Genomic DNA, 24,440 nt, shown 5'->3' with positions numbered 1-24,440 from the left:
TCGATACTAGGCGGTCGAAGATAGATGTCATAGAAATGCCTTCAGGAGCGATACTGTGTCGTGTATCGAGCATATTTGGATTCGAACTGCATCTCGAGAAGAATACGAATGTCTATTTTCGTACTATTATATCATTCTGGTGTTTGTGCCATTTCCCGATCGAGGTGCGGGAACCGAGCGGCGAAATGCCGGCTACAGCGTCGATCAATCGACCGTCGTCTCGGTCGACGGGATACCCGGGATTCCGGTTCGTTCCACAGCGTCGCGACGGGCGTGACCAGCTCGAGTGACCTCGGAAACGCCGAACGTCGCCCCGAGGCTCGAGAGGATCGACCGCGAGCCCGATCAGGGCACCGTATCGGGCCGGCCGGGTCGGTCCCGGACTCAGAGGTCAAAGACGTCGAGGCCGGTCCGTTCGTCCAGCTGGTGGGTGAGCGAGGTCTTGCCCGGGAAGACGACGATCTCGAACGTCCCGGAGACGACCGCCTCCGAGCAGTGGCCCCCGAGGGACTCGAAGTTTTCGTCCCCGAGTTGGATGTGCGTGTGGATCTTATCGGGACCGATGTTTCCGAGGAAACTCGTCACCTCGTACTGCCCGGTGAACCGCTCCTCGTTGTACTCCTGTTCGGACACGTCGTAGTGGCCGAGGACGACCTCGTCGACGGCGCCGATCCCCATCAGAAAGCCCTGCTCGAGTCCCGCGTCGTCGCGGAGCGTCTCGAGGGAAGCCAACACTTCGTCGCCGGGATCGAGTCGAACGACAATTCGGTCGGATTCTTCAGTGTAGTCCATTGTACGCCGTACTGACGGGTGCCGAATAAATAATAGTGTTCCTCCATCCAGAAGTCGTTCCGACATTGTCAGAGGCGGACGCCGAGTACGCGTTCGGATACTTCACAGCGCTTAGATAGCTGCGCTTCGAGGCCTCACATCCGGAGTGCGGTGACAGTGTCGCGACACAGTATGGCCGTCTCTACGTTTGCCCTCTTCGCAACGGTGTTCGGTCGGGTCGCGTTCAGCCAGGTCGTCCCCGAGGTTGCCGCCGAGTTCGGACTCTCGACCGCGGTTATCGGTCTCGCACTGACGGGCGTGTGCCTCACCTACGCGCTCCTTCTCGCCAACCGCGTCATCGGTCTCGAGTACTGAGTGAGGGTCGTTGCGGCGACTGACCTCGAGTGCCATCTGATCGAGGCGATATCGAGACGCCAGTGACGTCGACTTCGTTGATTCGGACGTCTGAAGTAGCGGAGCGGGGAGAACGGAACGGATTCCGGGGATCGCCAAACGGCGAATCGTGGGTCTCCCCGTCCGTGTCGTCGAGCCAGTCGACTCCTCTCCGAGGCTGTTTCGATAATATTGAAATACGCTTAACTACCATTGCAAAGTGCGTACTTGTTTTACACACATACTGTTGTAATTCACGGGGACGGTATACCACTTAGTTTCAATATTGTCGAAACAGCGCATCTTCCTACAACGCGATAGACGGCCGTCTCGAGGGTCGTATCCGACGGCGAGGGCGAATCCGGTGACGCCAACTATTAAATAGTGGTCGGCCGTAGGCAGGCGTATCGATGGCAACGCAAAACGTACTCGTTACTGGACCGTACGGCGAAGCTGGCGAAGCGATTCTCAACCATCTGTTGGACAAGGAGCAGTACGAGTTCACGTTCCTGAACCGTAGCGACCACCCGGACTACGAGACGCACGTCGCCGACATCGCCGACTACGAGGCGATTCGGCCGGCGTTCGACGGCCAGGACGCAGTGATTCACCTCGCCGCGCAGTCCGACGCCGGTGCGGAGTTCGAGGAGGTCGTCGAGCCGAACGTCATCGGCACGTACAACGTCCTGAAGGCGATGGAGGACGCCGGGGTCGAAACGCTCATCTTCGCGTCCTCGCAGCGCGTCATGGGGCTCTACGAGGAGGACCACGCGCCGGATCTCTACGAAGAGGACTACCCGAGCGAGTTCGATCCGTTCCGCCTCACCCACGAGACGCTCCCGAAGCCCGACGGCTACTACGGCGCGACGAAGGTATTCGGCGAGAACATCTGTCGCGTCCACGCGCGCCGCGACGGCGCGCCGGAACAGGTGTACTCGCTGCGCATCTCGAGCGTGCGAACGGAGGAGTACGATCACCCCTACGGCGACGCCGAGCGCGGGGTCGACCGCGGGGAGGAACACAAAGTCGACGAGGACGAGGTCTGGGACCAGTCACAGACGGGCTCGTGGGAACGGGGCAGCGAGGAGTACCAGGAAATGGTCGACCGGCTGAAGGCCTCCTGGACCTCTCAACGGGACTTCGCGCACATGCTCGAGTGCTGTCTCAAGGACGACTCGGTGACTTACGACACGTTCTACGCGGTCAGCGGAAACGCCGCACGGTGGTTCGGCATCGAGCACGCGAAGGGCGTGCTCGGCTACGAACCGCAGGACGACGCCTCGGAGTGGGACAGTCCGCCGGCCGACGCGACGGAATGACCGAACCGATGTCGGAATCAGTGTCGTCTTCGGGATCGGTATCGTCTCGAGGAGGACGGACGACCGCCGTCAGTTCGTCGTAACCGTTACCGGCCCGTCGAACCGGAGGAGCACCGCCTGGGCGATATCGCCGAACAGCGCCTTCCCCGTCGGCGAGCGTTTCCGGCCGGAGACGAAGAGGTGGCCACAGTCACGTTCGTCCGCGACCTCGATGATCTTCTTAGGGAGTTCTCCCGCCGCGCCGATCGCCGTGTAGGAGACGTCGCCGTCCGCGAAGGCCCGGTCCGCGACGGCTGTCGCCTCCTCTTCGGCCTCTTCCTCGATCATCTCGATGGTCTTGACCTGCTTGCCGTCCCGCGCCTCGTTGCGGGCGTCGTTCTGATACTCCTTCCGATCGATGAACCGACACACAAGGAGCTCGGTGTCGGTTCCCGACGCGTACCGTTTCGCAGCGTCCAGTAGTCGTTCATCTGCCGTTTCGTCGGTAAGGACGACTAACGCCGTGTGCATACCGGATACTGTTCGGCCGAGTACAAAAAAGTACGCTCCCGATCAGGTTCGGACCGTCGAGGCAACGAGGACCGGTCCGATCGCTCGATCTCGAGACGTACCGGCGATCAGCGTTCGAGGCCGTCTCGGTCGAAGATGTTCCCGTGAACGCTTACATCGTCGGATCCCGTAGAATCTCCCATGAGTACTCGAGAGGTGTCGGCCGTCTGTACCTACTGGGACCCCTCGGGGTGTGAAGGGACGGTCGGCTGTCCGCCGCGGTGCCCGCGAGCGATCGACGACCGGGGAGTTCCGTTCCTGGTCCGCCCGTATCGATCGACCGATTTCGAGGCGCTCGTCGAGCTGTACGAGGGTCTCGACGAGTCGGCGTCGACGATGGGGCTCCCGCCGTTCACGCGCCCTCGTATCGAAGCGTGGCTCGACGAACTGACGTCGATCGGCTGGAACCTGATCGCGTCGCTCGACGACCGAATCGTCGGTCACGTCGCCGTGACGCCGGCCGACGAACCCGACCCGGAGTTCGTCGTCTTCGTCGACACCGACGCACAGAACCGGGGGATCGGAAGCGAACTGCTCAGACAGCTCATCGCCTACGCCGACGACAGGGACCACGAGGCGCTGTCGCTGGACGTCTCGACCGAGAACCGGCACGCCGTCACCGTCTATGAGAACGTCGGCTTCGAGACGATCGAACGGTCGCAATTGAATCGAACGATGCGGCTCCCGCTGGACGATCCGATCGCCGACCGCGTCCGGCGACCGCCGGCCGAGCGACTCGAGTAGGGACGGCGCTCGGTCGGCGTCGAACGGACGGAACGGAAAACTGGGATCGGCTCGAGACCGACGTACCTAGCTTCGCAGCGCTCGCACGGCCGGGACCAGGAGCGCAGTTACGCTCAGGAGGAGGACGACGAGCGCGATCGGACTGGTGTAGAAGATGTCCAGCGAGCCGTTGGAGAGGACCAGCGAGCGCCGGAGGTTCTCCTCGGCGATCGGCGCGAGGATCAGTCCTAGCACCATCGGCGCCAGCGGATAGCCGCGCAATCGCATCACGTATCCGAGTCCGCCGGCGGCGAGCATGATCCACGCGTCGAAGACGTTTCCGCGAAGCGCGATCGCCCCGATCACACAGAGGACGAAGATCACGGGCCAGATGAGCGATTGCGGGATGTTGATCAGCCGCGCCCAGTAGTTGGCTCCGAGGAGCCCGAAGATCAGGATGAACACGTAGATGAGGAGGAATCCGACGAAGATCGTGTACAGCAGGCCGGTCTCCTCCTGATAGAGCGCGGGTCCGGGGTTGACGTCGTGGACGAGCAACGCGCCGATGAGGATCGCCGAGACGGAGTCGCCGGGAATCCCGAGCGTGAACGTCGGAATCAGTGCACCGCCGGTGCTGGCGTTGTTCCCGGACTCCGCCGCGGCAACGCCCCGAATGTTCCCGTCGCCGAACGACGGCGTCGTGTTCTTGAGCCACCGCGTCGCCTCGTTGTAGGTGATAAACGAGGCGATGTCGCCACCGGCACCGGGAACCGCCCCGACCAGCGAGCCGAGGATCCCCGAGCCGATCGAGATCGGCGCGATGGACTTGACGTCCGCGAACGACGGCAAGATACCCGTGATCTCCTGATCGACCCTGTTCTGCTCGTCGCTGATACCGAGGGAGTACGTCCGGAGCCCCTCGGCGATGCCGAACAGCCCGATCATCACCGCGATGAACTCCACGCCCGTGAGGAGTTCGGGCGTCCCGAACGTGAACCGCTGATAGCCGGTGACCGGGTCGATTCCGACGGTCGCAACGAGCATACCGAGCAGACCCGATACCATCCCTTTCGCGAGCGAATCGCCGCTCACGCTGGCGATGATCGTCAGACCGAACACGGCCAGCGCGAAGAACTCCGGCGACCGGAACCGGAGCGCCGCGTCCGCGACGACCGGCGAGAAGAACATGAGCACGAGCACGCTGATGATCCCGCCGATAAACGAGGCGACGGTACTCATGCGGATCGCTCTGCCGGCTTCCCCCTTCTGGGAGAGCGGATAGCCGTCGAAGATCGTCGCCGCGGCCGACGGCGTCCCCGGGGTCCGGATCAGAATCGCCGGAATCGACCCCGCGTAGACCGCGCCGCCGTAGATCCCCAATAGGAGCATCATCCCGGTCGCCGGCTCCATCGTGAAGGTAAACGACAGCAGGACCGCGATAGTCATCGTCGCCGTCATCCCGGGGATCGAACCCATCAACAGACCGAGGAAGATCCCGGCAATCATCAGGGTCAACACGACCGGATCCATGACGTTCGCGAACCCCTGCAGGATGTGTTCGACCGCCATTAGAACACCACCAGCGGGAGCTGCGGCAGGAGCCGCGATACGGGGAGGATCTGGCTTTCGGGCAGTCGGACCATGAAGATGCGACTGAAGACGTAGAACAGCAGAACCGGGAAGCCGATCGAGATGGCGGCGATCAGGAGTTTCGACCGCACGTCAGAGTAGTACAGCACGATCGGGAGGAACAGCATCGTCCCGACTAAAAAGCCCGTGTACTTCATCAGGAAGACGTATGCGAACAGGATCGCACTGATGACGACGATCGGCGCCACCTCGACGTCGCTCAGGTCGAGTTCCGTCTCGTCGTCGGTCGCCATGTCCACGATCGCAAAGAGGATGATCCCGGCGGACAGCATGATCGGGAAGAACCCGGGACCGATTTCGCCCCCGTCGGGGAACTGGTTCGCGTGGTAGATAACCGCGAGCGAAAACAGTATGAATGCTATCGAAAGCGGATTCGACTTCACCGTATCCGCGTCGATCTGACGGATATTGCGCGTTACCTTTTTTATAATCATTAATCTCCCGTCCTCGTAGTACACTCCCTCTCACGGACCAGCATAAATTTACTGATCTCGCCGTCTCGAGAGCGGTCTCACGGAATTTTCGGCTCCGTGACCGGTTCGGCGTAGCGGTCCGCCAACGGCGCGGTCGGGACCGTTCACGGCCGCTCGCTCGATTCCGCGAACGGGTGGTCCCTCCGACAGGTTTAATTAGGGGTGTGCCGCAATCAGTAACTGCTAATGACCCTGAGCAACGTAACCGACGGTATCGACCAGGTCCAGTTCGACCACGTTCGGGTACTGGTCCTCGAGGACGTACCGGAAGGCCAGACGACGCTCGTCGACACCGCGTTCGACGAGAACGGGGAGGAACTCGTCGAAACCCTCGAAGCAGAGTACGGAGATATCGATCGCGTCATTCTCACGCACGGCGATCACGGTCACCACGGCGGTCTCGAGCACGTGATGGACGCGTTCGACCCGAAACTCGTCATGCCGGCCGACGAGTCGAAACTCTACGAGCACTTCGAGGAGGCGGGTCTCGATATCGAGCCCGACGTCGCCTACGAGGACGGCGATCTGCTCGAGGGTGACATCCGCGTGATTCAGGTGCCCGGTCACACCGAAGCGACGTCGGCGCTGCTGCTCGAGGAACGAGGCGTTCTGATCTCCGGCGACGCCCTGGACGGGTCCGACCGCGGCGGGATGCCGCCGGGGTATCTTCTCCCGCCGCCTGCGCTATTCAATATCGATCACGAGGCCGCCGAACTCAACCTCTACGACCTGCTCGGGTACGACTTCGATACCGTGCTGGTCTTCCACGGCTCGCACGTCTTCGAGAACCCCAAGCAGAAACTCGACGACTTCCTCGTCGAGCGAGAGTGGAACGAGTGGGACCCGCGCACCGACGACGAGTAAACCGTCTGTACGGCGAGTGAAGTGCCACGTCCGCGTTCGTCTATTCTGAACCGGGCGGACCGTTTTCGGAGTCGACGATCGGTGTAACCGCTGCAGCACAGCGCAGCATACGGTCGAGAACGGGTCGGAACCCACCGCGTTCGACACCGGAACGGATCGGCGACGGCGCTTCTACCGGCTCGCGACTACGTCTCCGCGGCCGCTCGGCCGGACGCACCCACGGTCGTACTGACGGTGACGAATTCAGTCGCGCAGGACCGAGACGTCGAAGACGGGTTTACAGGTCTCGCCCTCGAGGAACGTTTCGAAGGCCTCGTCGGCCTCGAGAAGGCTGAATCGGTCGTCGAGGAACGTCGCGTGATCGACGTCGCCCGAGGCGATCAGCCGGAGCGCGCGTTCGAAGTCCTCGTACATCGCGCTGTAGGTACACTGGAGGGCGATCTCCGACCGGACCAGCGGCGTGAACTCCATCGTCGTCTCGCCGGTCTGGCCGACGAGGACGATCTGGCCGCCCTTGCGGACCTCGTCGACGGCCATCGTCAGCCCCGACGGGTGGCCGGTCGTATCGAAGACGACGTCGTAGCCGACGCCGTCGGTCAGGTCATCGCGATAGGCCTCGAGATCGTCCTCCTCGACGTTGAGCGTCTCGAAGCCGAGTTCCTCGGCGAGCGGCAGCCGGTAGGCGGTGTCCCGTCCGACGCCGGCGACCACGACGTCGGCGCCCTGCGCGTTCGCGACCTGGGCCGTGAGGATACCCATCGGTCCCGGGCCCGCGACGAGCACGCGGTCGCCGGGTTTGACACGCGAGTTCCGAATGACCGCTCGGGTGGTGATCGCCGTCGGTTCCACGAGCGCGGCGTGTTGGGGCGTAACGGTATCGGGAACCGAGTGCAGGTCTTCTTCGGGAACAGCGATGTATCCCGCGTACGCGCCGTCGTGATCGACGCCGGTGATCTCCTTGTTCGGGCAGACGTTCGCCTGACCGACCTCGCACTGATAGCAGTCGCTACAGCTGCGGATCGGTCGTTCGACGACGCGGTCGCCGACCGAGAACTTCGTGACCTCGTCGCCGACCTCGACGATGCGGCCAGTGTACTCATGGCCGATGATCGTCGGCAGTTCCATCCGCTCGAACGACGACTTGAACGCGTAGATGCCGGCGTCGCTCCCGCAGAGTCCGGCGTACTCGATCTCGATTAGCGCCTCGTCGGCCGCCGGTTCTGGTGTTTCGACATCGATGAGTTCCATACTCCCAGCACTACGACTGGTCTTGGCTAAACCGCGCATGGATCCAGTTCAGTCCGGGCCAGCTATAAACTTATGGATGGTATTCCTGTGCTGTCGATCGGCTCGAATCGTCCGGCAACGCGACAATATTATTAATATAATATCCATTCCTTTCAGAAATGTGTTGCTCGATACCACTGTTCGAAGAATTTAAATACTTGGACACACCTGCTATGAGTAGAATGGTAGCGAATACCAATAGCGAGCGAAGGGTGCTGAATCGACGAACTGCCTTGAAGACCCTCGGTGCGACGGGGCTCGCGATGACGGCGGGCTGTATCGGCGATCTACAGGGCGGCGACTGGCCGTCGCGACAGGTCGAAATCGTCTCTCCGTGGGCGGCCGGTGGTGGTGCGGACCGAACGAGTCGTGCGGTCGCCGATGCAGCCGAAAACCACACCGACGTCTCCTGGAACGTCAGCAACCAGACCGGTGGCTCCGGTTCGGTCGGGATGAACGCCGCCGCGAACTCCGATCCGGACGGACACACCCTGGGCTGTACGGCTCCGGAGATCGCGCTGTTCCAGCACCTCGGTATTGCCGAGCTCGGGCCCGACGACATCACGCCGATCATGCAGTACACCGAGTTCCCGGCAGCGCTCGTCGTCCACCAGGACTCGGATATCTCCTCGCTCGACGACTGGATCGCCTACGGCGAAGACAATCCGGGGGAACTCCAGATGGCCAATTCCGGGAACGGCTCCTCGTGGCACATGGCTGCTGCCGGTATCGCCAACGAAGCGGGCATCGACGTCGAGCACGTTTCGTACGATGGCGCGGAACCCGCGATGACGGCCGTCGTGAACGGCGAAGCCGACTGTACGGCCGTCGGTGCCGCCGAAGTGGCGCCGCAGGTCCGAGACGGCGACCTCGAGGCCCTCGGCGTCGCGTTCAGCGAACAGGTCGACTCGCTGCCGGACACGCAGACGATGAAGGAGCAGGGACTGGACATCGAGATCGGCTCCTGGCTGGGTCACTTCGCGCCGGCGGACATCGACGACGAGACCCGCGACGCGATCGTCGACGTTTACGAATCGATCTACGAGGACGACCAGTTCGTCGAGTTCATGGAGAACAACAACTTCATGCGCGTCCAGCGCGGCCCCGACGAGTTCAGCACCTTCCTGGACGAGCAGTACGAGTACTACGGTAATCTCGTCGAGGAGCTGGACATCAGCGCGTAACGTACCCGATCCGATTTGACGCCGATTTTCTCTTCGCGGCGTTACGAGTACGTCAGCGTCCATTCCCGATCGAGCAGCCAATCGTTGAGTTTCTCGAGGGGGTCCTCGTGGACGCTCGTCCCGTGGTGGACCAGTACCGCGTCGATCTCGTAGTCGAACAGTTTGACCAGGTTCCGTTCCGCGGCGGCGTGGCTATCGTCGTTGAACTGCTCGGCCGGCGGCACGAGATACCCCGGCGGTAGACCGCGCCGATCCGACCCCTCGAGCGTATCGCCGGCGATCAGCGTCCGGTCGTCCTCGAGGAGGAACGCAGTCGTCGCCACCGTGGAACCGGGATCTCGATCGCGCGGACGGTTCCGGCCAGCAGGTCCTCGTCGACGAACTCGACGTCGGGATCGATGGCCAGTGCCTCGTAGAAACCCTTCCCCCCGCCGGAACGGCCAGTTTCGGAGCGAACCGCTCGATCAGCACCGGAACGCCGCCGAAATGGCCCTCGTCTCCGTGAGTAACGAGGATTCGATCGAGGCCGCCGAACTCCGCTTCGATAACGTCGGCGAGGCGCTCGCCGTCGTCAGGGAACGCTGCGTCGACGAGCGTCACGGTGTCTTCGGGGCGATCCTCGAGGACGAAGACTCGAACGTGGTCGAACTCGATGGCGTGGATACCATCGACGATCTCGCTGACAGACATCGCGTTCAAGGGGTCGGCGCGTATCGAAATAAAGCGGGACCGGAATTTCCAGTGACCTGTAATTCGTCGTCAACGACACACTACGGTTCGTCGCTCGAATGACCGCGGCGATGGGTCGTTCCCCGCGGACCGATAGATTAACGTGGTTCTCCGCTGTCGATCGGACCATGCACGCGATCGAGCACGACGTAGAGCGACCGGACCGTGACGTCGTATCAGCCTTCGAAGAGATTCCGAGCACCATCGTCTCCGACGTGACGGGGAACATCGGGCTCTCGATGGATTCCGGCCTCCAGCCCGCCTACAACGATATCGAGATGGCCGGCTCCGCGATTACGGTCAACGCCTCGCCCGGAGACAATCTGATCATCCACAAGGCGATCACGATGGCGGAACCGGGTGACGTTCTCGTCATCGACTCCGAAGGGTACACCGAGACCGGCCATTTCGGCGAACTCATGTGCAAGTCCTGTCAGGTGAACGGAATCTGCGGGATCGTCATCGACGGTGCCTACCGCGACAGCAAGGCGATCGGCGAGATGGAGTTCCCGGTATACGGCCGCGGTACGCATCCGCGAGGTCCACTTAAGCAGGACCCGGGCTCGATCAACGTCCCGATCTCCTGTGGCGGCGTCACCGTCGAGCCCGGCGACATCGTGGTCGGCGACGACGACGGTCTCGCCGTCGTCCCGCGTGAGAGCGCCGCGGAAATTCTCGAGCGATCGTACGACAAACTCGAGTCGGAAGACGAGGTCCGCGAGGAACTCGTGGAGGGCGAGTACCTCTTCGAACTCAACAACTACGACAAGTTGTTCGAGGAGATGGAAGTCGTCGGCCCGGAGGACTCGATTCAGTAACGATCGATCCCTCGTTCTGTTCTCGGGACGCCGTCTCAGTCCGCTCCGCGTCGATAGATCGGCCCGATCCGCCGTTGACCGTCACTCGATGGAACGGCCATCCCGACCGCCGGCTGAGAACAATTTCAACATGGTCGAAACGACACGGAGGGCTTAAGCGATCCTCTACCAATGTACTACCATGACCGACAGCGATCAAACGGAGACGCGGCGGCTGAAGAGCGTCGATCAGTCTTTCACCATTGTTGAATACCTTCGCGATCGCGACGGGGCGACGCTGTCCGAACTCGCCGAGGACCTCGAAATGGCGATCAGTACGGCTCACATCCACCTGTCGACGCTCGTTGAGAGCGGCTACGTCGTCAAAAACGACAACGAGTACGACTGTAGCTTCCGGTTCCTGGCCACCGGCGGGGAGATGCGCGACGGGATGGCGCTCTACCAGGCGGCAAAGCCGGAAGTCGACGACCTCCGGGAAACATCGGGGGAACACGCGAATCTCACGGTCAAGGAGAACGGGTATTCGGTGCAACTGTACAAGTCGCAGAGCCCGGAATCGATCGACGACAACGCGCCGCTGGGTCGCCACCTCCATCTCCACTCGACGGCGACGGGGAAGGCGATCCTCGCCCAACTCTCCGCGGACGAACTCGACGCGGTCATCGAACGGCGCGGTCTGCCGGCCGTTACCGATAATACGGTCACGAGTCGGGACGCGCTCGAGGACGAACTCCAGGAGATTCGGGACCGTGGATATTCCATCAACCGCGGCGAGCACTTCCCCGGCGTCAGTGCGGTCGCGACTTCAATACTATCGGAACCGGACGGCGTGATCGGTGCGATCAGTATCAGCGGCCCGCGCAGCCGAATGGAGACCGATCGGATCGAAGCCGAACTCGCTCCCGAGCTCCTCAACAAGAAGAACATCATCGAACTGAAGATCCGACAGTACGAGTAACGCGCGGTTTCGCCGGCTCTCCACCGTACTAGCGGTCGTTAGCGGCACGAACGTTCCCGCTCCGATTCGGTTCGAGTCGGATGCGTTCGTCGGGTATCGACACCGTTGGGCTCCGACGAAGTGGTTTACAAAAGTACCTGTGTAATCCCGATCGCAATACGTCCGAGTCAGTCGCCGTCGCCCTCGCTTGTAGCCATACCGACATAAGAATCTGATAGTTTGGACAATTCAGTTTCAATACTATTGAAATAGCCGGGACCCATTGATTGATCTCGGAACGAGCCGGAAGCGACGAACGCTGCTCGAGCGCTTTCACCATTGAAATCGAGAGCGATCGCCGAACCGTCTCCTAGAGCGGGAACAGACCCGTGACGAAAAAGATATCGCATTATGCGGTTCATTATCTCGAGACACCCTCGATTGACGGGAATGACGGGTGCCTCGAGAAAGTCCGGCCAGTCCATCTAGAACCAGTTTAAATTCGAAAAGAATTGACAGATCCTGAAACCGATCGCAACCGAGACCTCGATGCGAACCATCAGCTGCAAGGCAAACAATTATTTGTACGGCCACCGGAATCGTCACACACGTCTTTTATATCTGTGGGAATCATAAATTACAAAAGTACCTCTGTAATCGGCCGTATCGCTCAAGTATATAATACATCTTATAGAACCTCTCTCGACCTCAGTCCTACCGTTGGCTCATACATATTATATCCATGATGTTTCGGCCATCAGATATGCAGTGAGCTGGTGTACCGGCATTCGGCTCTGGTTCTGATCTGAGATGAACCCGGTCTCCGGAGACGACGAGGATCCGAACGTTTTTCGTCTCCTGACGACTACACGCACGTAGTGACCGATCGTTCCAGTTCGACTGATTCGGAGGCGGTATGTACGTGCAAGCTCGGGCGAGTCGCGACGCAGTACGAGCTCGCGGGCCTCAACGACGACCTGGTCGCCTACTGGACGGGGGACGGGGATGACCAGCGCAGCACGCGCGAGCTCGCGACCTACGTCAATCAACGGGTTCTCGAGGCAGCGCTCGAGGAGGCGAATATCCCGCCCAAAGAGGGGGAAGTCGAGAACACCTACCGGCTGTTGACCGACGACGACGTCAGCAGCGGGACCCAGGTGCAGACCCGAAACGAACTCCAGCGGGACGGCGTTCCGATCGAGCGGGTCGAATCGGATTTCGTCTCCCACCAGACGGTCTACAATCACCTCACCGACTGCCTCGGCGCGAAACTCGAGACGCCGAGCGATGAAGAACGGCTAGAGCGAAGCAGTGAAAAGCTCGGTGCGTTACAGAATCGAACCGCGGCCGTTACGGCGGACACCGTTTCTCAACTCGAGCGCAACGACGTCGTCGCCATCGGCGACTTCGACGTCACCGTCTCGGTTACGGTGACCTGTGAGGACTGCCTCCAGGAGTACACCATCAGGGAACTCCTCGAGAACCGGGCGTGTGATTGCCACACGGTAGACGTGGACGACGCATAATCCGCGCTGATCGTCGAACCCTGGAACCGGCAAATTCTCACGAGTGGCAGAAGTGGGAATATCTATATGCGTGGGGACAGTACACCGGCGCATGGAACCTGGACTGGATACGAAACAACGAGACATTCCGGGGGCGGCTACCCTTTCAGTCGATAACATCGGGGGTATCGACGAAACGGAGGTTACGTTTCACCACGGAGTGACTGTGCTCTCCGGTCGCAACGCGACTAACCGAACATCACTGCTGCAAGCGATCATGGCGGCGCTCGGAAGCGAACAAGCGAGTCTCAAAGCCGACGCTGACGAGGGCCAGGCGGTCCTCGAGTTCGGCGACGAGACGTACCGGCGGACGCTCGAGCGACGAGGCGGAACGATCGTCACCGACGGCGACCCCTATCTCGACGATCCGGAACTCGCCGATCTGTTCGCGTTCCTGCTCGAAACCAACGAAGCGCGACAGGCCGTCGCCCGCGGAGACGACCTCCGCGAGCTGATCATGCGGCCGGTCGACACCAACGCGATAAAGGCCGAAATCGAGCAGTACGAACAGCAGAAACGGGAACTCGACGAGCGGCTGTCCGAACTCGACGATCTCGAGAATCGATTGCCCGATCTCGAGGCGAAACGGACCCGTCTCACCGACGAGATCGAGTCGCTTCAGGCGGACCTCGAAGAGGCCCGCGAAGAACTCGAGGAGACGAACGTCGACGTCGAACAGCGACGCGAGGAGGAGTCCGAACTCGAGGAGAAACTCGCGGAGCTTCGCGACACCCGCTCGGAGCTCGAAACCGTCCGCGATCGCATCGAGACCGAACGCGAGAGTATCGAGGCCCTCGAGGACGAACGCGACGAGGTCGAGGCGCGTCTCGAATCGCTCTCGTCGGGCGACGAGACGGAGGTCAGCCGCCTCGAAGCCGAAATCGATACCCTCCAGGCGGAGAAGGCGGAACTCTCCCAGGAGATCTCACAGCTGCAGAGCACGATTCAGTTCAACGAGCAACTGCTCGACGAACAGGAGTCGGTCCTCCCGGACGTCGCCACCGAGGACGATGACGGCCCGGTTACGGATCAGTTGCTCGCGGACTCGGAGTCGGTCACCTGCTGGACGTGTGGCTCGTCGGTGCCCCGCGACCAGATCGAGACGACGATCGAACAGCTCCGATCCGTCCGACAGGAGCGCATCGAAGAGCGCTCCGAGATCAGCTCCGAACTCGACGAACGGCGAGAGACCCTCTCGGAGATCAACGAGAACAAGACCGAGTACCGACAGACCCAGCGTCGCCTCGACTCGATCGACGATGAACTCGACCGGCGACAGGACCGGCTCGACGATCTGACCGACGACCGCGAGGCCCTCACCGACGAAATCGACGACCTCGAGACGACGATCGACGACCTCGAGACCGACGACTACAGCGGGGTCCTCGATCAGCACAAGGAGGTCAACCAGCTCGAGTTCGAACTCGAACGCAAGGAACGCGAGCGCGAGGAGATCGACGACGAGATCGACGAGATCGAACAGCGACTCGACGACCGCAGCAATCTCCAGGAGCGCCGCGAGGACGTCACCGACGAACTGACGGATCTCCGGACGCGCATCGATCAGATCGAGGCCGACGCCGTCGAGGGGTTCAACGAACACATGGAGAACCTCCTCGAGGTGCTGGGCTACGATAACCTCGACCGCATCTGGATCGACCGGACGCGCCGCGAGGTCCGCGAAGGTCGCCGGAAGGTCGAGCGCTCGTCGTTCGACCTCAAGATCGTCCGCAGTACCGACGACGGCGCGGCCTACGAGGACACGATCGGCCACCTGAGCGAGAGCGAGCGAGAGGTGACCGGACTCGTGTTCGCGCTCGCGGGCTATCTCGTCCACGACGTCTACGAGACGGTCCCGTTCATGCTGCTCGACTCCCTCGAGGCGATCGACGCCGAACGGATCGCCAAAGTCGTCGAGTACTTCGAGTCCTACGTGCCGTATCTCGTCGTGGCGCTGCTGGACGAGGACGCACAGGCCGTCGACGTCGAGCACGAGGTCGTCTCGGACATCTAATCGCGGCGACGCAGCCGTCGAATTTCTTTCAGTCGTATTCCACGTGACGAGCCGATAGCAGTCCGTTTGCTATCGGCATAAATTCCATAGCGCGATATAGAATGGGGCTAGCCAGTGCTGATCGACGGTGAACAGTAGCCGTGGATTGCTGAGCGACCCTACGCCGGCGTTTCGCGGATCGTTCATCCGGATACAGAGGGGGTAGTTTGCGTTCGTCGTCTCGAGCGAGAGATTACCAACTACCACTTAAACATACTACTTTCTAAACCGATAGCTTCGATATCTGTCGGAGGACTCTGAGTAGGACCTGTTAGGTTCAGTGTACATTGAGATCACTATACTAGCGGTTTTGGGCCTGAGCTACGGAAATCAGTTTGAACTCCCATGTACTTCTGTGAAATATACAATATAGTTAAAATAGCGTCGGAATCTAATCTGGAGCGGCCCAGAAACCCAATAACAGCTATAGGGTCCGCTGTTACGAGAGAAAGCCAGTGTAATCACTCAATCGAATTGACTAACGAACACATACACGATAGTAGAGTATTCGAGACAATAGTCGGCAAGTCAACATACTTGAGAGCGACCTTTCGAGCAGGAGAAGAACGATCGCGTTCGACTGGTGCAATCGGAGAACGGGCGTCGCTCTCTATCCGAGTGAGAACGCCAATTCGAGCGAACTGACGTCGAACGTCGCTACAACAGTCGCCGCCGAAACCGCCACAGCGGCCCGCTCGAGTCGATCTCGAGCGATGAGGATATCTATACGCTTTTACGTGCCCGTTACGGAGACGATAGCATGCCCACGATGACGGACGATCACGTGCCGAGAGGCGGTGACACCGATGGGTGATGCACCGACGCCACCGGGTGACCTCGGCACCGAGGCCGACGGCGGCGTTCGTACCTATACCGTCCGCCTCGAGCTGGTCGACGAACCCGGCGAGTTACTCGATGCGCTGACACCGATCGCCGAAAACGGCGGCAATCTCATGAGTATTCACCACGAGCGCGGCAACATCACGCCGCGGGGACACATTCCCGTCGAGGTCGACCTCGGCTGCCCGCCGGATCGGTTCGACGATATCGTCGCCGCACTCCGAGAAACCGGAATCAACGTCATTCAGGCCGGCGCCGAACGCTACGGCGAGGAGATCAGCGTCGTGCTGGTCGGCCACCTCATCGAGACGGACCTCTCCGATACCCTGCTGGCGATCGAAGACGAAACGAGCGCCGCGGTCCTCGACCTGTCGCTGTCCGCGCCCCAGGGAACCGGCGACACCTCGAGTGCCCGCTTGCGACTCGCGATCGACTCCGGGCGGTCCGAAGCGGTCTTCGACACTATCCGCTCGGTCAGCGAGGAGAAGGACCTCACGGTCGTCGAGCCGCTGCTCGGAGGTGACGCCTGATGCGACTCGCAATTCTCGGCGCGGGCGACGTCGGGCGGTCGGTCGCCGACCTCGCCGGCGAGTACGGCCACGAGGTCGTCGCGCTCGCCGACTCGACGAACGCCGTCATCGACGCCGACGGTATCGACGTCGAGGGCGCTCTCCAGCGCAAACGCAGCGACGAACCCGTCGGCGTCGACGACCCCGACGACGTCTTCGACATCGAGTACGACGTCCTCGTGGAGGCGACGCCGACGACGCTCGGCGACGCCGAACCCGGCTTCTCCCACGTCGAACGCGCCCTCGAGGCCGACCGCCACGTCGTATTGGCTAACAAGGGTCCCGTCGCGGAACGCTACGAGGAGATGCGGGCTCTCGAGGCCGACAGCGAAGGGTCGGTGCGCTTCGAGGCCACCGTCGGCGGTGCGATTCCCGCGCTCTCGACGGTCGAAGACTGCATGCCGGAGAACGTCACGGCGGTTCGGGGCGTGCTCAACGGCACCGCGAACTTCATCCTGACGCGGATGGCCGCCGAAGGACTGGACTACGAGCACGTCCTCGCGGAAGCCCAGGATCTGGGCGTCGCCGAGGCTGATCCCACCTTCGACGTCGATGGCACCGACGCCGCACTCAAATTCGTCATTCTCGCGAACGTGCTTTCCGACGGCGGTTTCGCCCTCGAGGACGCGAGCGTCGAGGGAATCCAGAACATTCCGGGGAGCGCGCTGAATCTTGCGGCCGAGGACGGTCGAACGATTCGCCTGATCGGCGAAGCCACCCGCGAGGGCGTCCGCGTCGGGCCACGACTCGTTCCCGAGAACGGGCCTCTCGCCGTCACCGGCACCCGGAACATCATCCAGATCGAAACCCACAACGCCGGCTCCTTACACTCGAGCGGGCGCGGTGCCGGCGGTCCCGAGACGGCCACCGCCGTCCTCTCGGACGTCAACCGGCTGGCGGATCGCTGACGGAGCCGTCGTACGACGCTTTTCGCGAGCAACCGGTTTACTGTGGTTTCGCTGTCCGTTTTCCGAGCAGTCGTCTGTACAGGTGGTCAGAGCGTTCCAATATCGGTCACCTCGAGGACACGCTCGAGCGATTCCGGTTCGACACGATCGTACGCCGCTCAATGTGTCACGCTCGCGCGCGAGCGACGCGGTACGTTGATTCCCTCCGCAGGAACGACGAATCCCCAGTAAAACTGCTTGAATTGTGATACTATCGGTCGTTTCGACTCGAGCTTAGCCAGTAATAATGATGATGGACGGAACGCAACGGTTGCGGATCTCGGCGGCAGAATTACGGAGTTAGATGGCCTGTGTCGTCCATTTCGGACAGTTCTCATATACACACTGGTCGCGTCCATACGGCGAGTTCGGCGACCGCCGGGGTGCGAACTCTCGAAATATTTTTATGCGGAGGATTGGTAGCCCGTATCATGACTGTCGACGGTTTCGCCCTCGCCGCAACAACGAACGATCTGACACGGGAGCCGAAAGCTCGTGACACCGCTGACATCATCGAGTTCCGGATGGACAGCGCGGAGGACCCGATCGAACAACTCGCCGACTACGACGGCGACCTGCCGATCCTCGCTACGAACCGCTCGCGGTGGTTCGGCGGCCACGCGGCCGACCGCGGCCGACTGGATCAACTGATGGCCGCCGCCGAGTTCGACGTCGTCGAGATGGTGGACGTGGAACTCGAGACGGCACGCGGCATGCAGTGGGTCCTCGAGGAGTTCCGCGAACAGGACGTCGAACTGGTCATCTCCTTCCACGAGTTCGACGAGACGCCCGATCAGGAGACCCTCGACGCGATCATCGAGGAGTGCGCCCGGTACGGCGATATCGCCAAAGTCGCGACCTACGCCGCGGATCGCGAGGACTGCCTGCGGATCCTGACGGCGATCGATACCGCGACGCAGAACGGCATTCGGGCGGCCGGCATCGCGATGGGCGAACTCGGCAGTCACACGCGCGTAATCGGCCCGCTGTACGGCTCCGCGCTGGGCTACGCGCCGCTCGAGTCCGACAAGAGCGAGTACGCGCCGGGGCAGCTACCGCTGCACCGACTCGACTCGCTGGTCGAGATGATCAAGGAAAGCGGTACGGACAGTCGGATCTTCGACCAGTTGGACGAGGAGTACCCGAGTCGACAGGAAGTCACGCAGACGGAGTGAAGCGACTTGCAGTGAGGATTCGGCCCATATTCGGCTACGGTGTTTTAGCGAGCGATTCCCTCGAGTATCGAGCTATCGATTTCTGCAACGACTCGGTCGTCAGTGAACGGGTCACCGATCTACTCCCGGCCTGATTCATCAACGGGACGAAATTACAATCGTCTTCGAAAGAAATCGGAATGTTAAGGACGAGGGTGCCCTACCACCACGTACGATGACATGGCTTCGCGCGGTCGTCGCCGCTGGCCTCTCGATGGTCTTTCCCGGTGCCGGACACGTCGTGATCCGGGACTGGCTCCGAGCCCTGCTCTTTGCTGGACTCTACCTCGTCACGTTTTGGCTCTTCTTCCCGGTCGATCAGATCGCGACGGCAGAATCGTTTTCCGAGGCGATGACGATCACCAGCGAGGTCGACATGCTCTCTCAGCTGACGCTCCTGTTCGTCAACCTCATCGCGGCGTTCGACGCCGTCATCCGGGCGTTGGAATTCTCGCCGAACGCCGCCGGAGACGACGGCGGGGCCACCTGTCCCGAGTGCGGCAAGGAACTCGACGAGGACCTCGAGTTCTGTCACTGGTGTACGGCCCGCCTTGAGCCGAGTCCCGAGGAGGAACCGGCCCAGTCGTGATCCGAAAACGCTCGCTCGAGTGATCGACGGTACCATCTCACAGTCGTAATATAATCACGCTAGTAGTACATCGACGGAGCCCTTTTCACCGATCGCTTGGTACCGCGGATATCAGGTCGGTCTCGGCGACCGACGGACGTGATTTCGAATGCACGCAACGGGAGACTACGACGAGCGAGAGGCGACGGCGGATCGAGCGTTCGACCACTACGTCAGCTACGCGGACGGCGACGGCACCGTCATCTGCGACCGGCGAACCCCCTCCGCGTGGATTCGATCGACGACCACGTGGTCGTGTCAGCGGTGAGCCGTAGCCGCGGCGTCGGTATCAGTCCGACGTCAGTCGTTCGTCGCGCTCGATCGTAATCGATCGATCGTCGACGCCGGTGACCGTGCCGTCGATCGGGGCGTGCTGGGCGATGCTGATTCCGTCGGCCGGCCGGGCGATCATCTCATCGGTCTCGAGGTCGTCGCCGACCGTCACGATCGGCTCGCTGGGCGTGACGACCCCCTCGAAAGCGGGGTTCGTGATCAGGGGTACTTCGACGCGGTCCGGACGGAGCGCCTCCGTCGGGGCCGTCTCGTGGACCGACTGCTTCCACGCCGCCGACGCGAGGACGTTGACCCGACCGCCGCTCCCGATAGTGTTCTCCTCGACGACCGACTCCTCCATCACGAGCAGGCAGTTCGTTCGCTTGCGGACCCCGAACGCGTCCGGTGCGGCGTCGATCTCGAAACACCATCCCGGACCGCCGTCGAGGATGACCTCGTTGTCAGCGAGCTCGTCCGTGCGCCCCGCCGCCTCGAGCAGGTCCGTCGCGGGCGTGCCGATCGGCACCTCGAGGAACCGGTGGGTCGGCACCCGGCCATCGACGTGGACGAACTTTCGGGTCGTCGGCGCCCCGTCGACGAGGGCGCGGTAGACGTTCGAGAGCGTCTCGGTGTTCTGGACGATCCAGCCGTTGTCCATCGGGAGTTCGTTGCCCCCCATAACCACGCCCGCGACGAGTCGCATGAGGACGCTCTCCATCCCGAACTCGTACTTGTCGTCGGTGTAGGCGATGACGATTCCCGTCTCGTCTTCGGAGACCGGCAGCGCGTCTGGGGCGTAGACCGTCGCGTCGGTCGCCGCCTCGAGGCCGCCCATCCACTCGTCGCGGTCGGGCCACTTGGCGGCGATGACGATCCGATCGAACGCCCGCTCGAGGAGCCCGTCGAACAGCGCCGCCAACTCCTCGGTTCGCTCGCGGCCCAGCCACTTGTCCATGTAGTAGTTCGGTTCGCTCTCCTGGTGATTGACCAGCAGCGAGTCGACCTCCTCGAGGCGCTCCCACTTGGCGTAGGTCGGGAACCCGGCACCGCCTGCGCCCGCGAGGCCGGCGTTGCGAAGCGTCACTGCGAACTCGGGCGGTTCAACCGATCGAATGGCCTCTCGAGTAATACTCATTGTTCGTAACCATCCACGTGTAACGATAACAACCATCATAGAAGTTGTTCGCCGCCGCGCGGAATTACCGATATAAGGGAGAATTTCCCCTCGTCAGGGTGTCTCGACGAGATACTGTCCGCGAAACTGGCAACCGTGCGAGACGGAGTGACGAATCCGACCGCAGAACGTGCGGTAGGTTACCAAATGACTATACTAGGTATCCGAGGGGTCCACGAAATCGATTATTTCTCGATAATACTCTCTTCGACGGCCTCGCCGAAGTGACGCGCCGTGTCCTCGGTGTACAACAGGAGTTCGTCGCCGGCCTCGAGATCCGTGACGGCCGTCCGGCCCTCGCTGGTAGCGACCTTGATCGTCTCGGCGTTCTGGAGGAGCGTCTCGATGCGGTCGCCGTCGTCGGTCTCGAGGGCGATCCGGAACATCGGCCGCTTCTCGATCTTGACGCGGCCGACGATGGCTTCGCGGGTGTTACCCGCGGTGTCGACGACCTGAACTTCGTCGCCACTCTGAAGCTCCGAGAGGTACTTCGTGCCGCCGCCGGGCGTGCGGACGTAGGCGTGGACGGCGCCTGCGTTGACCCGGAAGGGCCGGGAGGCGACGTACGGGGATTCGGCCGTTTCGGCGTGGACGAACACGAGGCCGCGGGCCATCGAGCCGACGAGCATCCCTTCGTCGTGTTCCAGCAGGCTTCCCGTATCGACACAGACCCGGTCGGCGCTGCCGATCTGCTCGATGTCGAGCACTTCGGCGTACTCTAAGTCGAGGGACTCGCGTTCGGCCTCGTCGCGGATCTCCACGGTCTCGTGGATCTCGTCGGGGTCGTCGGAGTCGAGCAGGACCGCGTCGGCGCCCAGTTCGAGGGTCTCGAAGGCCGTCTTGGCCTCGTCGGCGGTCGTGACCCCCGCGATGAGGTTGGTCTCCTCGCCGATCCGCGCGATCAGGTTCTCGAGGGGGATGATCGTCCAGTCTTCGCCGACGATGATGGTGTGGTCGGCCTCCTCGGCGGCCGTCTCGGCGAACCGTTCGTACTCCTTGCCGAGGATGCGGACGTAGGCGCCGCGCTCGACGTCGCCGTCGCGCCGGCGAAGCGTCGAGAGGTCGGCCGAGCCGGAGAAGTCCTCGGGGAGGTCGATCGTCGCGTCGCCCTCGCCGTTCTTGCCGACGATGACCGCGTCGGCCTCGGTCGTCGATTCGGCGGCGCCGCCGTCGTCCTCGTCGGTCTCGGCGTCGTCGATGTCGTCGACCAGCGTCACGTCGCCGTCGGTCCGAAAGGCGGCGACGTTGATGTCGCCGAGTTCGCGTACACGGGAGACGTCCTCTTCGTCGACCAGTACCCAGTCGGCGCCCGACTCGAGCGCGGCGGTGATCCGCGCCCGGCGGTCGTCCCAGTCGCCGACGGTGTCGTCGGCTTTGACCCAGACAGATCGCGTCATATCTCGACCCTCGAAGGGGACCGGCTTGAACGTGGCGAATGCCGCAGGGCGGGCGGACCCGTCCGTGAGCGCTGCCGGTTGTCGGAGAGACGACCGTTCGACGCCGTCGAGTCGTCCCGTCTTCGGTGGCGAGTGTCGTCTTCGCCGGCGAGTCGCCGTCTTCGATCGAGAACGACTCGAGCGGCGGTGTGGGACCGAGAGACGGTATAGCCGAGTGGCGGTCAGTGCGGTCCGTGGCCCGCCAGAACGCTGTTCGAAGTACCGATTGTATCGGTAATACTGATTATATCGATAGTATCGAAAGTAACGATAGTACCGATACTTTCTCAGAAGTAGATAATGTATGACGTCGAGATGACATGCATATGGGTCAGCGACAGTCCCCCGCGGGAGACGGTTCCGGGATCGCGAACGACGACCTGACGATCGACGAGGCGGTTCGTCGACTCGAGGTCGACGCGGTCGCCGACGTCGCCCGTGCAGCGTTCGATCACGCCGGCGAGCGAGCGGCCATCCAGCACGGCCACACCGCCGCCGTGCTGGGGGCCGTTCGACTCGCGACCCGGCGGAGCCGACGCCCGACGGTCGACCGCGAAGAGCTCGCGGCCGCCTTCGACGTCGACCCCGATGATGTCGTCGCGGCCGAATCGGAGCTGTCGCGCCATCTCGGCTCGCCGGCGCCGGAGTCGGAGACCGCGTCGGTGCGGCGGCGGTTGATCGTCGCCCGCGAGCTGCTGGCCGCCGCCGAGCGCGGAACTGTCGCTGGCCCCGACCTGCCCGGGTCGTATCTCGCCGCCGCTGCCCCGTTCCTGCTCGCTCGAGCGGTCGACGGTCCCGTCTGTCTCGACGACCGCGAGGGAGACGGCGACACGGCGGGCGGACTCGACGAGGCGAGCCTCCGCGCCCACGTCGAGCGACTCGAGGCCGACCTCGAATGCGCCCGACTGGGGACGAAGCTAGCCGCGCTGGTCGCCGACGAGTAGGTCGCCGCTGGCGGTCGTCTCCCCGTCGTGCCAGCCTCCCCCCTTCATGTCGGCTTCCGCGCCGCCCAATCGGTCCGGTCCCCGACGCTTCGGCCCTCCACTCGCCGACACGCCGGCAGTGACGCGCCGGCCCCTCCGCTGCTTCGGCCCTCCACTCGTCATCGGACCGTCGGGTACCGCGGTCGCTCAGCCTCGAGTCTCGGATTCGTACTCGTACTCGACGCCGTCGACGGCCGCGAGTTTGTGCTTGAACGCCCGGTAGGCGTTCTCTCCCTGCTCGGTGAGTTCGACGACGCGACGCCGGCCGACCGATTCGACCGTAACGTAGCCGTCGTTCTCGAGCGGCTCGAGCACGTGCGTATCGAGGACCCGGAAGGCGCCCTTGTCCTCGCCGCCGCGGTCCTCGGGCGACCGTCGGTCGGCCATGAAGGAGAGGTTCCGATCGCGAGCGTACTCGATGAGGTCCTTCTTCTTCGGCGGCGTCGTCCGCGCGTCGTGATACGCCTCCCAGTCGGACGGATTCGCCAGGAATCCCATGATCGCGATCTGGTCGGGCGTCGGCGAGTCGATCGGATACGCCGGGAGCTGTTCGATCTCGGCGACGCCCTCCGAGATCGGCTCCTGCTGGCCGTCGTGATCGTAGTCGTCGGGCTCGACGTAGTAGGCGCGAGCGTCCGTCGAGACGTCCATACACGCCATCGTCGCGCCGATGGCGGGGATCGTCCCTGCGCCGGAGACGTTGACCGAGACGTCGTCGTTCGCGTGTTTCGCCGCGAGAGTCGTCACGATTCCGAGGACGGCGTAGACGTCCGTCAGGTCGCACGCTCGAGTCCTGACCTCGGGCACGGCCGACTCGAGTTCGGCCCGGAGGTCATCGTGGTAGTCGGCCCGCCTGGTCCGCGCCCCCGCGTCGGTGCCGTCGTCCTCGAGCAGGTAGACCAGGTCGGCCCGTTGGTTCCGGATCGGCTCGAGGATCCGCTCGTACTCGTACCCGAGCGGCACGATGTGCACTCGTTTGAGGACGTCCATACACCGACAGGTGCTGCGGTGAAAATAACGGCTACGGAAACCGTCGAGCGATTGAACGTCGATCCGCGAGC

Annotated in this window: 26 protein-coding genes; 16 read left to right on the top strand and 10 right to left on the bottom strand. The window is 62.5% G+C overall.

The window, feature by feature from the left end; all coding sequences use genetic code 11:
* Positions 1-384: 384 nt before the first annotated feature.
* Positions 385-792 carry a PPC domain-containing DNA-binding protein gene (locus tag HTUR_RS04150; protein WP_012942046.1) on the bottom strand — a complete coding sequence of 136 codons (408 nt, stop codon included), beginning with the start codon at positions 790-792 and terminating at the stop codon, positions 385-387.
* A gap of 171 nt (positions 793-963) precedes the next feature.
* On the opposite strand from HTUR_RS04150, the gene HTUR_RS04145 reads away from it, so the two are divergent.
* Entirely contained in the window at positions 964-1,146 is a 183-nt protein-coding gene (locus HTUR_RS04145; protein ID WP_049941600.1) for a hypothetical protein, read from the top strand.
* A 428-nt stretch (positions 1,147-1,574) separates the two neighbouring features.
* Positions 1,575-2,483 (top strand): NAD-dependent epimerase/dehydratase family protein, encoded by a 909-nt coding sequence (locus HTUR_RS04140; protein WP_012942045.1) that lies wholly within the window; start codon positions 1,575-1,577, stop codon positions 2,481-2,483.
* 69 nt (positions 2,484-2,552) lie between these two features.
* Here HTUR_RS04140 and HTUR_RS04135 read toward each other — a convergent pair whose 3' ends face one another.
* Entirely contained in the window at positions 2,553-2,993 is a 441-nt protein-coding gene (locus tag HTUR_RS04135) for a universal stress protein (RefSeq protein ID WP_012942044.1), read from the bottom strand.
* A 180-nt stretch (positions 2,994-3,173) separates the two neighbouring features.
* Here HTUR_RS04135 and HTUR_RS04130 point away from each other — a divergent pair, with 180 nt between their 5' ends.
* On the top strand, positions 3,174-3,776 hold the full coding sequence (locus tag HTUR_RS04130) for a GNAT family N-acetyltransferase (RefSeq protein ID WP_012942043.1): 603 nt from the start codon (positions 3,174-3,176) through the stop codon (positions 3,774-3,776).
* A 66-nt stretch (positions 3,777-3,842) separates the two neighbouring features.
* Here the strand turns inward: HTUR_RS04130 and HTUR_RS04125 are convergent, their stop codons facing one another.
* Together HTUR_RS04125 and HTUR_RS04120 are read right to left on the bottom strand one after the other, a co-directional pair.
* Positions 3,843-5,324 (bottom strand): tripartite tricarboxylate transporter permease, encoded by a 1,482-nt coding sequence (locus tag HTUR_RS04125; RefSeq protein ID WP_012942042.1) that lies wholly within the window; start codon positions 5,322-5,324, stop codon positions 3,843-3,845.
* Complete coding sequence (locus HTUR_RS04120; RefSeq protein ID WP_012942041.1) at positions 5,324-5,839, bottom strand: tripartite tricarboxylate transporter TctB family protein; 516 nt, start codon at positions 5,837-5,839, stop codon at positions 5,324-5,326. Before HTUR_RS04120 ends, HTUR_RS04125 begins: the two co-directional genes overlap by 1 nt.
* 225 nt (positions 5,840-6,064) lie before the next feature.
* Between HTUR_RS04120 and HTUR_RS04115 the strand changes: the two genes are divergently transcribed.
* On the top strand, positions 6,065-6,742 hold the full coding sequence (locus HTUR_RS04115) for an MBL fold metallo-hydrolase (RefSeq protein ID WP_012942040.1): 678 nt from the start codon (positions 6,065-6,067) through the stop codon (positions 6,740-6,742).
* 243 nt (positions 6,743-6,985) lie between these two features.
* On the opposite strand, the gene HTUR_RS04110 is transcribed toward HTUR_RS04115, so the two are convergent.
* Positions 6,986-8,029 (bottom strand): zinc-dependent alcohol dehydrogenase, encoded by a 1,044-nt coding sequence (locus tag HTUR_RS04110; RefSeq protein WP_012942039.1) that lies wholly within the window; start codon positions 8,027-8,029, stop codon positions 6,986-6,988.
* A gap of 182 nt (positions 8,030-8,211) precedes the next feature.
* Here HTUR_RS04110 and HTUR_RS04105 point away from each other — a divergent pair, with 182 nt between their 5' ends.
* Positions 8,212-9,213, top strand: coding sequence for a Bug family tripartite tricarboxylate transporter substrate binding protein (locus HTUR_RS04105; RefSeq protein ID WP_012942038.1), 1,002 nt, complete (start codon positions 8,212-8,214; stop codon positions 9,211-9,213).
* A gap of 41 nt (positions 9,214-9,254) precedes the next feature.
* On the opposite strand, the gene HTUR_RS27870 is transcribed toward HTUR_RS04105, so the two are convergent.
* Positions 9,255-9,437, bottom strand: coding sequence for a hypothetical protein (locus tag HTUR_RS27870; RefSeq protein ID WP_081443454.1), 183 nt, complete (start codon positions 9,435-9,437; stop codon positions 9,255-9,257).
* On the bottom strand, positions 9,406-9,813 hold the full coding sequence (locus tag HTUR_RS27865; RefSeq protein WP_226377495.1) for an MBL fold metallo-hydrolase: 408 nt from the start codon (positions 9,811-9,813) through the stop codon (positions 9,406-9,408). Before HTUR_RS27865 ends, HTUR_RS27870 begins: the two co-directional genes overlap by 32 nt.
* Between HTUR_RS27865 and HTUR_RS27860 the strand changes: the two genes are divergently transcribed.
* The 10 genes from HTUR_RS27860 to HTUR_RS27220 all read left to right on the top strand — a co-directional run bounded on the left by HTUR_RS27860 (position 9,715) and on the right by HTUR_RS27220 (position 19,781).
* Positions 9,715-10,005, top strand: a complete 291-nt coding sequence (locus HTUR_RS27860; RefSeq protein WP_226377517.1) for a hypothetical protein — start codon at positions 9,715-9,717, stop codon at positions 10,003-10,005. The genes HTUR_RS27865 and HTUR_RS27860 overlap by 99 nt on opposite strands.
* 65 nt (positions 10,006-10,070) lie before the next feature.
* Positions 10,071-10,760, top strand: a complete 690-nt coding sequence (locus HTUR_RS04095) for a 4-carboxy-4-hydroxy-2-oxoadipate aldolase/oxaloacetate decarboxylase (protein ID WP_012942035.1) — start codon at positions 10,071-10,073, stop codon at positions 10,758-10,760.
* A 181-nt stretch (positions 10,761-10,941) separates the two neighbouring features.
* Positions 10,942-11,718, top strand: coding sequence for an IclR family transcriptional regulator (locus HTUR_RS04090; RefSeq protein ID WP_012942034.1), 777 nt, complete (start codon positions 10,942-10,944; stop codon positions 11,716-11,718).
* 857 nt (positions 11,719-12,575) lie between these two features.
* Positions 12,576-13,223, top strand: coding sequence for a rod-determining factor RdfA (gene rdfA, locus HTUR_RS04085; RefSeq protein WP_012942033.1), 648 nt, complete (start codon positions 12,576-12,578; stop codon positions 13,221-13,223).
* A 91-nt stretch (positions 13,224-13,314) separates the two neighbouring features.
* Positions 13,315-15,276: an archaea-specific SMC-related protein gene (locus HTUR_RS04080; protein ID WP_012942032.1), complete on the top strand. Its 1,962-nt coding sequence runs from the start codon at positions 13,315-13,317 to the stop codon at positions 15,274-15,276.
* A gap of 845 nt (positions 15,277-16,121) precedes the next feature.
* Positions 16,122-16,685 (top strand): amino acid-binding protein, encoded by a 564-nt coding sequence (locus tag HTUR_RS04075; protein WP_012942031.1) that lies wholly within the window; start codon positions 16,122-16,124, stop codon positions 16,683-16,685.
* The gene (locus tag HTUR_RS04070) at positions 16,685-17,632 is read left to right on the top strand and encodes a homoserine dehydrogenase (protein ID WP_012942030.1); all 948 of its coding nucleotides are present in this window, start codon (positions 16,685-16,687) and stop codon (positions 17,630-17,632) included. Before HTUR_RS04075 ends, HTUR_RS04070 begins: the two co-directional genes overlap by 1 nt.
* Before the next feature lie 470 nt (positions 17,633-18,102).
* Positions 18,103-18,846, top strand: coding sequence for a type I 3-dehydroquinate dehydratase (locus HTUR_RS04065; RefSeq protein WP_012942029.1), 744 nt, complete (start codon positions 18,103-18,105; stop codon positions 18,844-18,846).
* Between the two features lie 214 nt (positions 18,847-19,060).
* Positions 19,061-19,474, top strand: a complete 414-nt coding sequence (locus HTUR_RS04060) for a zinc ribbon domain-containing protein (protein WP_012942028.1) — start codon at positions 19,061-19,063, stop codon at positions 19,472-19,474.
* 148 nt (positions 19,475-19,622) lie between these two features.
* Entirely contained in the window at positions 19,623-19,781 is a 159-nt protein-coding gene (locus tag HTUR_RS27220) for a DUF7331 family protein (RefSeq protein WP_012942027.1), read from the top strand.
* A gap of 21 nt (positions 19,782-19,802) precedes the next feature.
* On the opposite strand, the gene HTUR_RS04055 is transcribed toward HTUR_RS27220, so the two are convergent.
* Entirely contained in the window at positions 19,803-20,921 is a 1,119-nt protein-coding gene (locus HTUR_RS04055; protein WP_012942026.1) for an NADH dehydrogenase, read from the bottom strand.
* A 224-nt stretch (positions 20,922-21,145) separates the two neighbouring features.
* Positions 21,146-22,357 carry a 3-dehydroquinate synthase II gene (locus HTUR_RS04050; RefSeq protein WP_012942025.1) on the bottom strand — a complete coding sequence of 404 codons (1,212 nt, stop codon included), beginning with the start codon at positions 22,355-22,357 and terminating at the stop codon, positions 21,146-21,148.
* A 365-nt stretch (positions 22,358-22,722) separates the two neighbouring features.
* Between HTUR_RS04050 and HTUR_RS04045 the strand changes: the two genes are divergently transcribed.
* Entirely contained in the window at positions 22,723-23,340 is a 618-nt protein-coding gene (locus HTUR_RS04045; protein ID WP_049941599.1) for a hypothetical protein, read from the top strand.
* Between the two features lie 186 nt (positions 23,341-23,526).
* On the opposite strand, the gene HTUR_RS04040 is transcribed toward HTUR_RS04045, so the two are convergent.
* A complete protein-coding gene (locus HTUR_RS04040; RefSeq protein WP_012942022.1) occupies positions 23,527-24,369 on the bottom strand; it encodes an HFX_2341 family transcriptional regulator domain-containing protein in 843 nt (280 codons plus the stop codon).
* Positions 24,370-24,440 lie beyond the last annotated feature (71 nt).

It is taken from the genome of Haloterrigena turkmenica DSM 5511, from assembly GCF_000025325.1.
GTDB classification, from domain to species: domain Archaea; phylum Halobacteriota; class Halobacteria; order Halobacteriales; family Natrialbaceae; genus Haloterrigena; species Haloterrigena turkmenica.
This window is presented reverse-complemented; position numbering and strand designations above follow the sequence as displayed.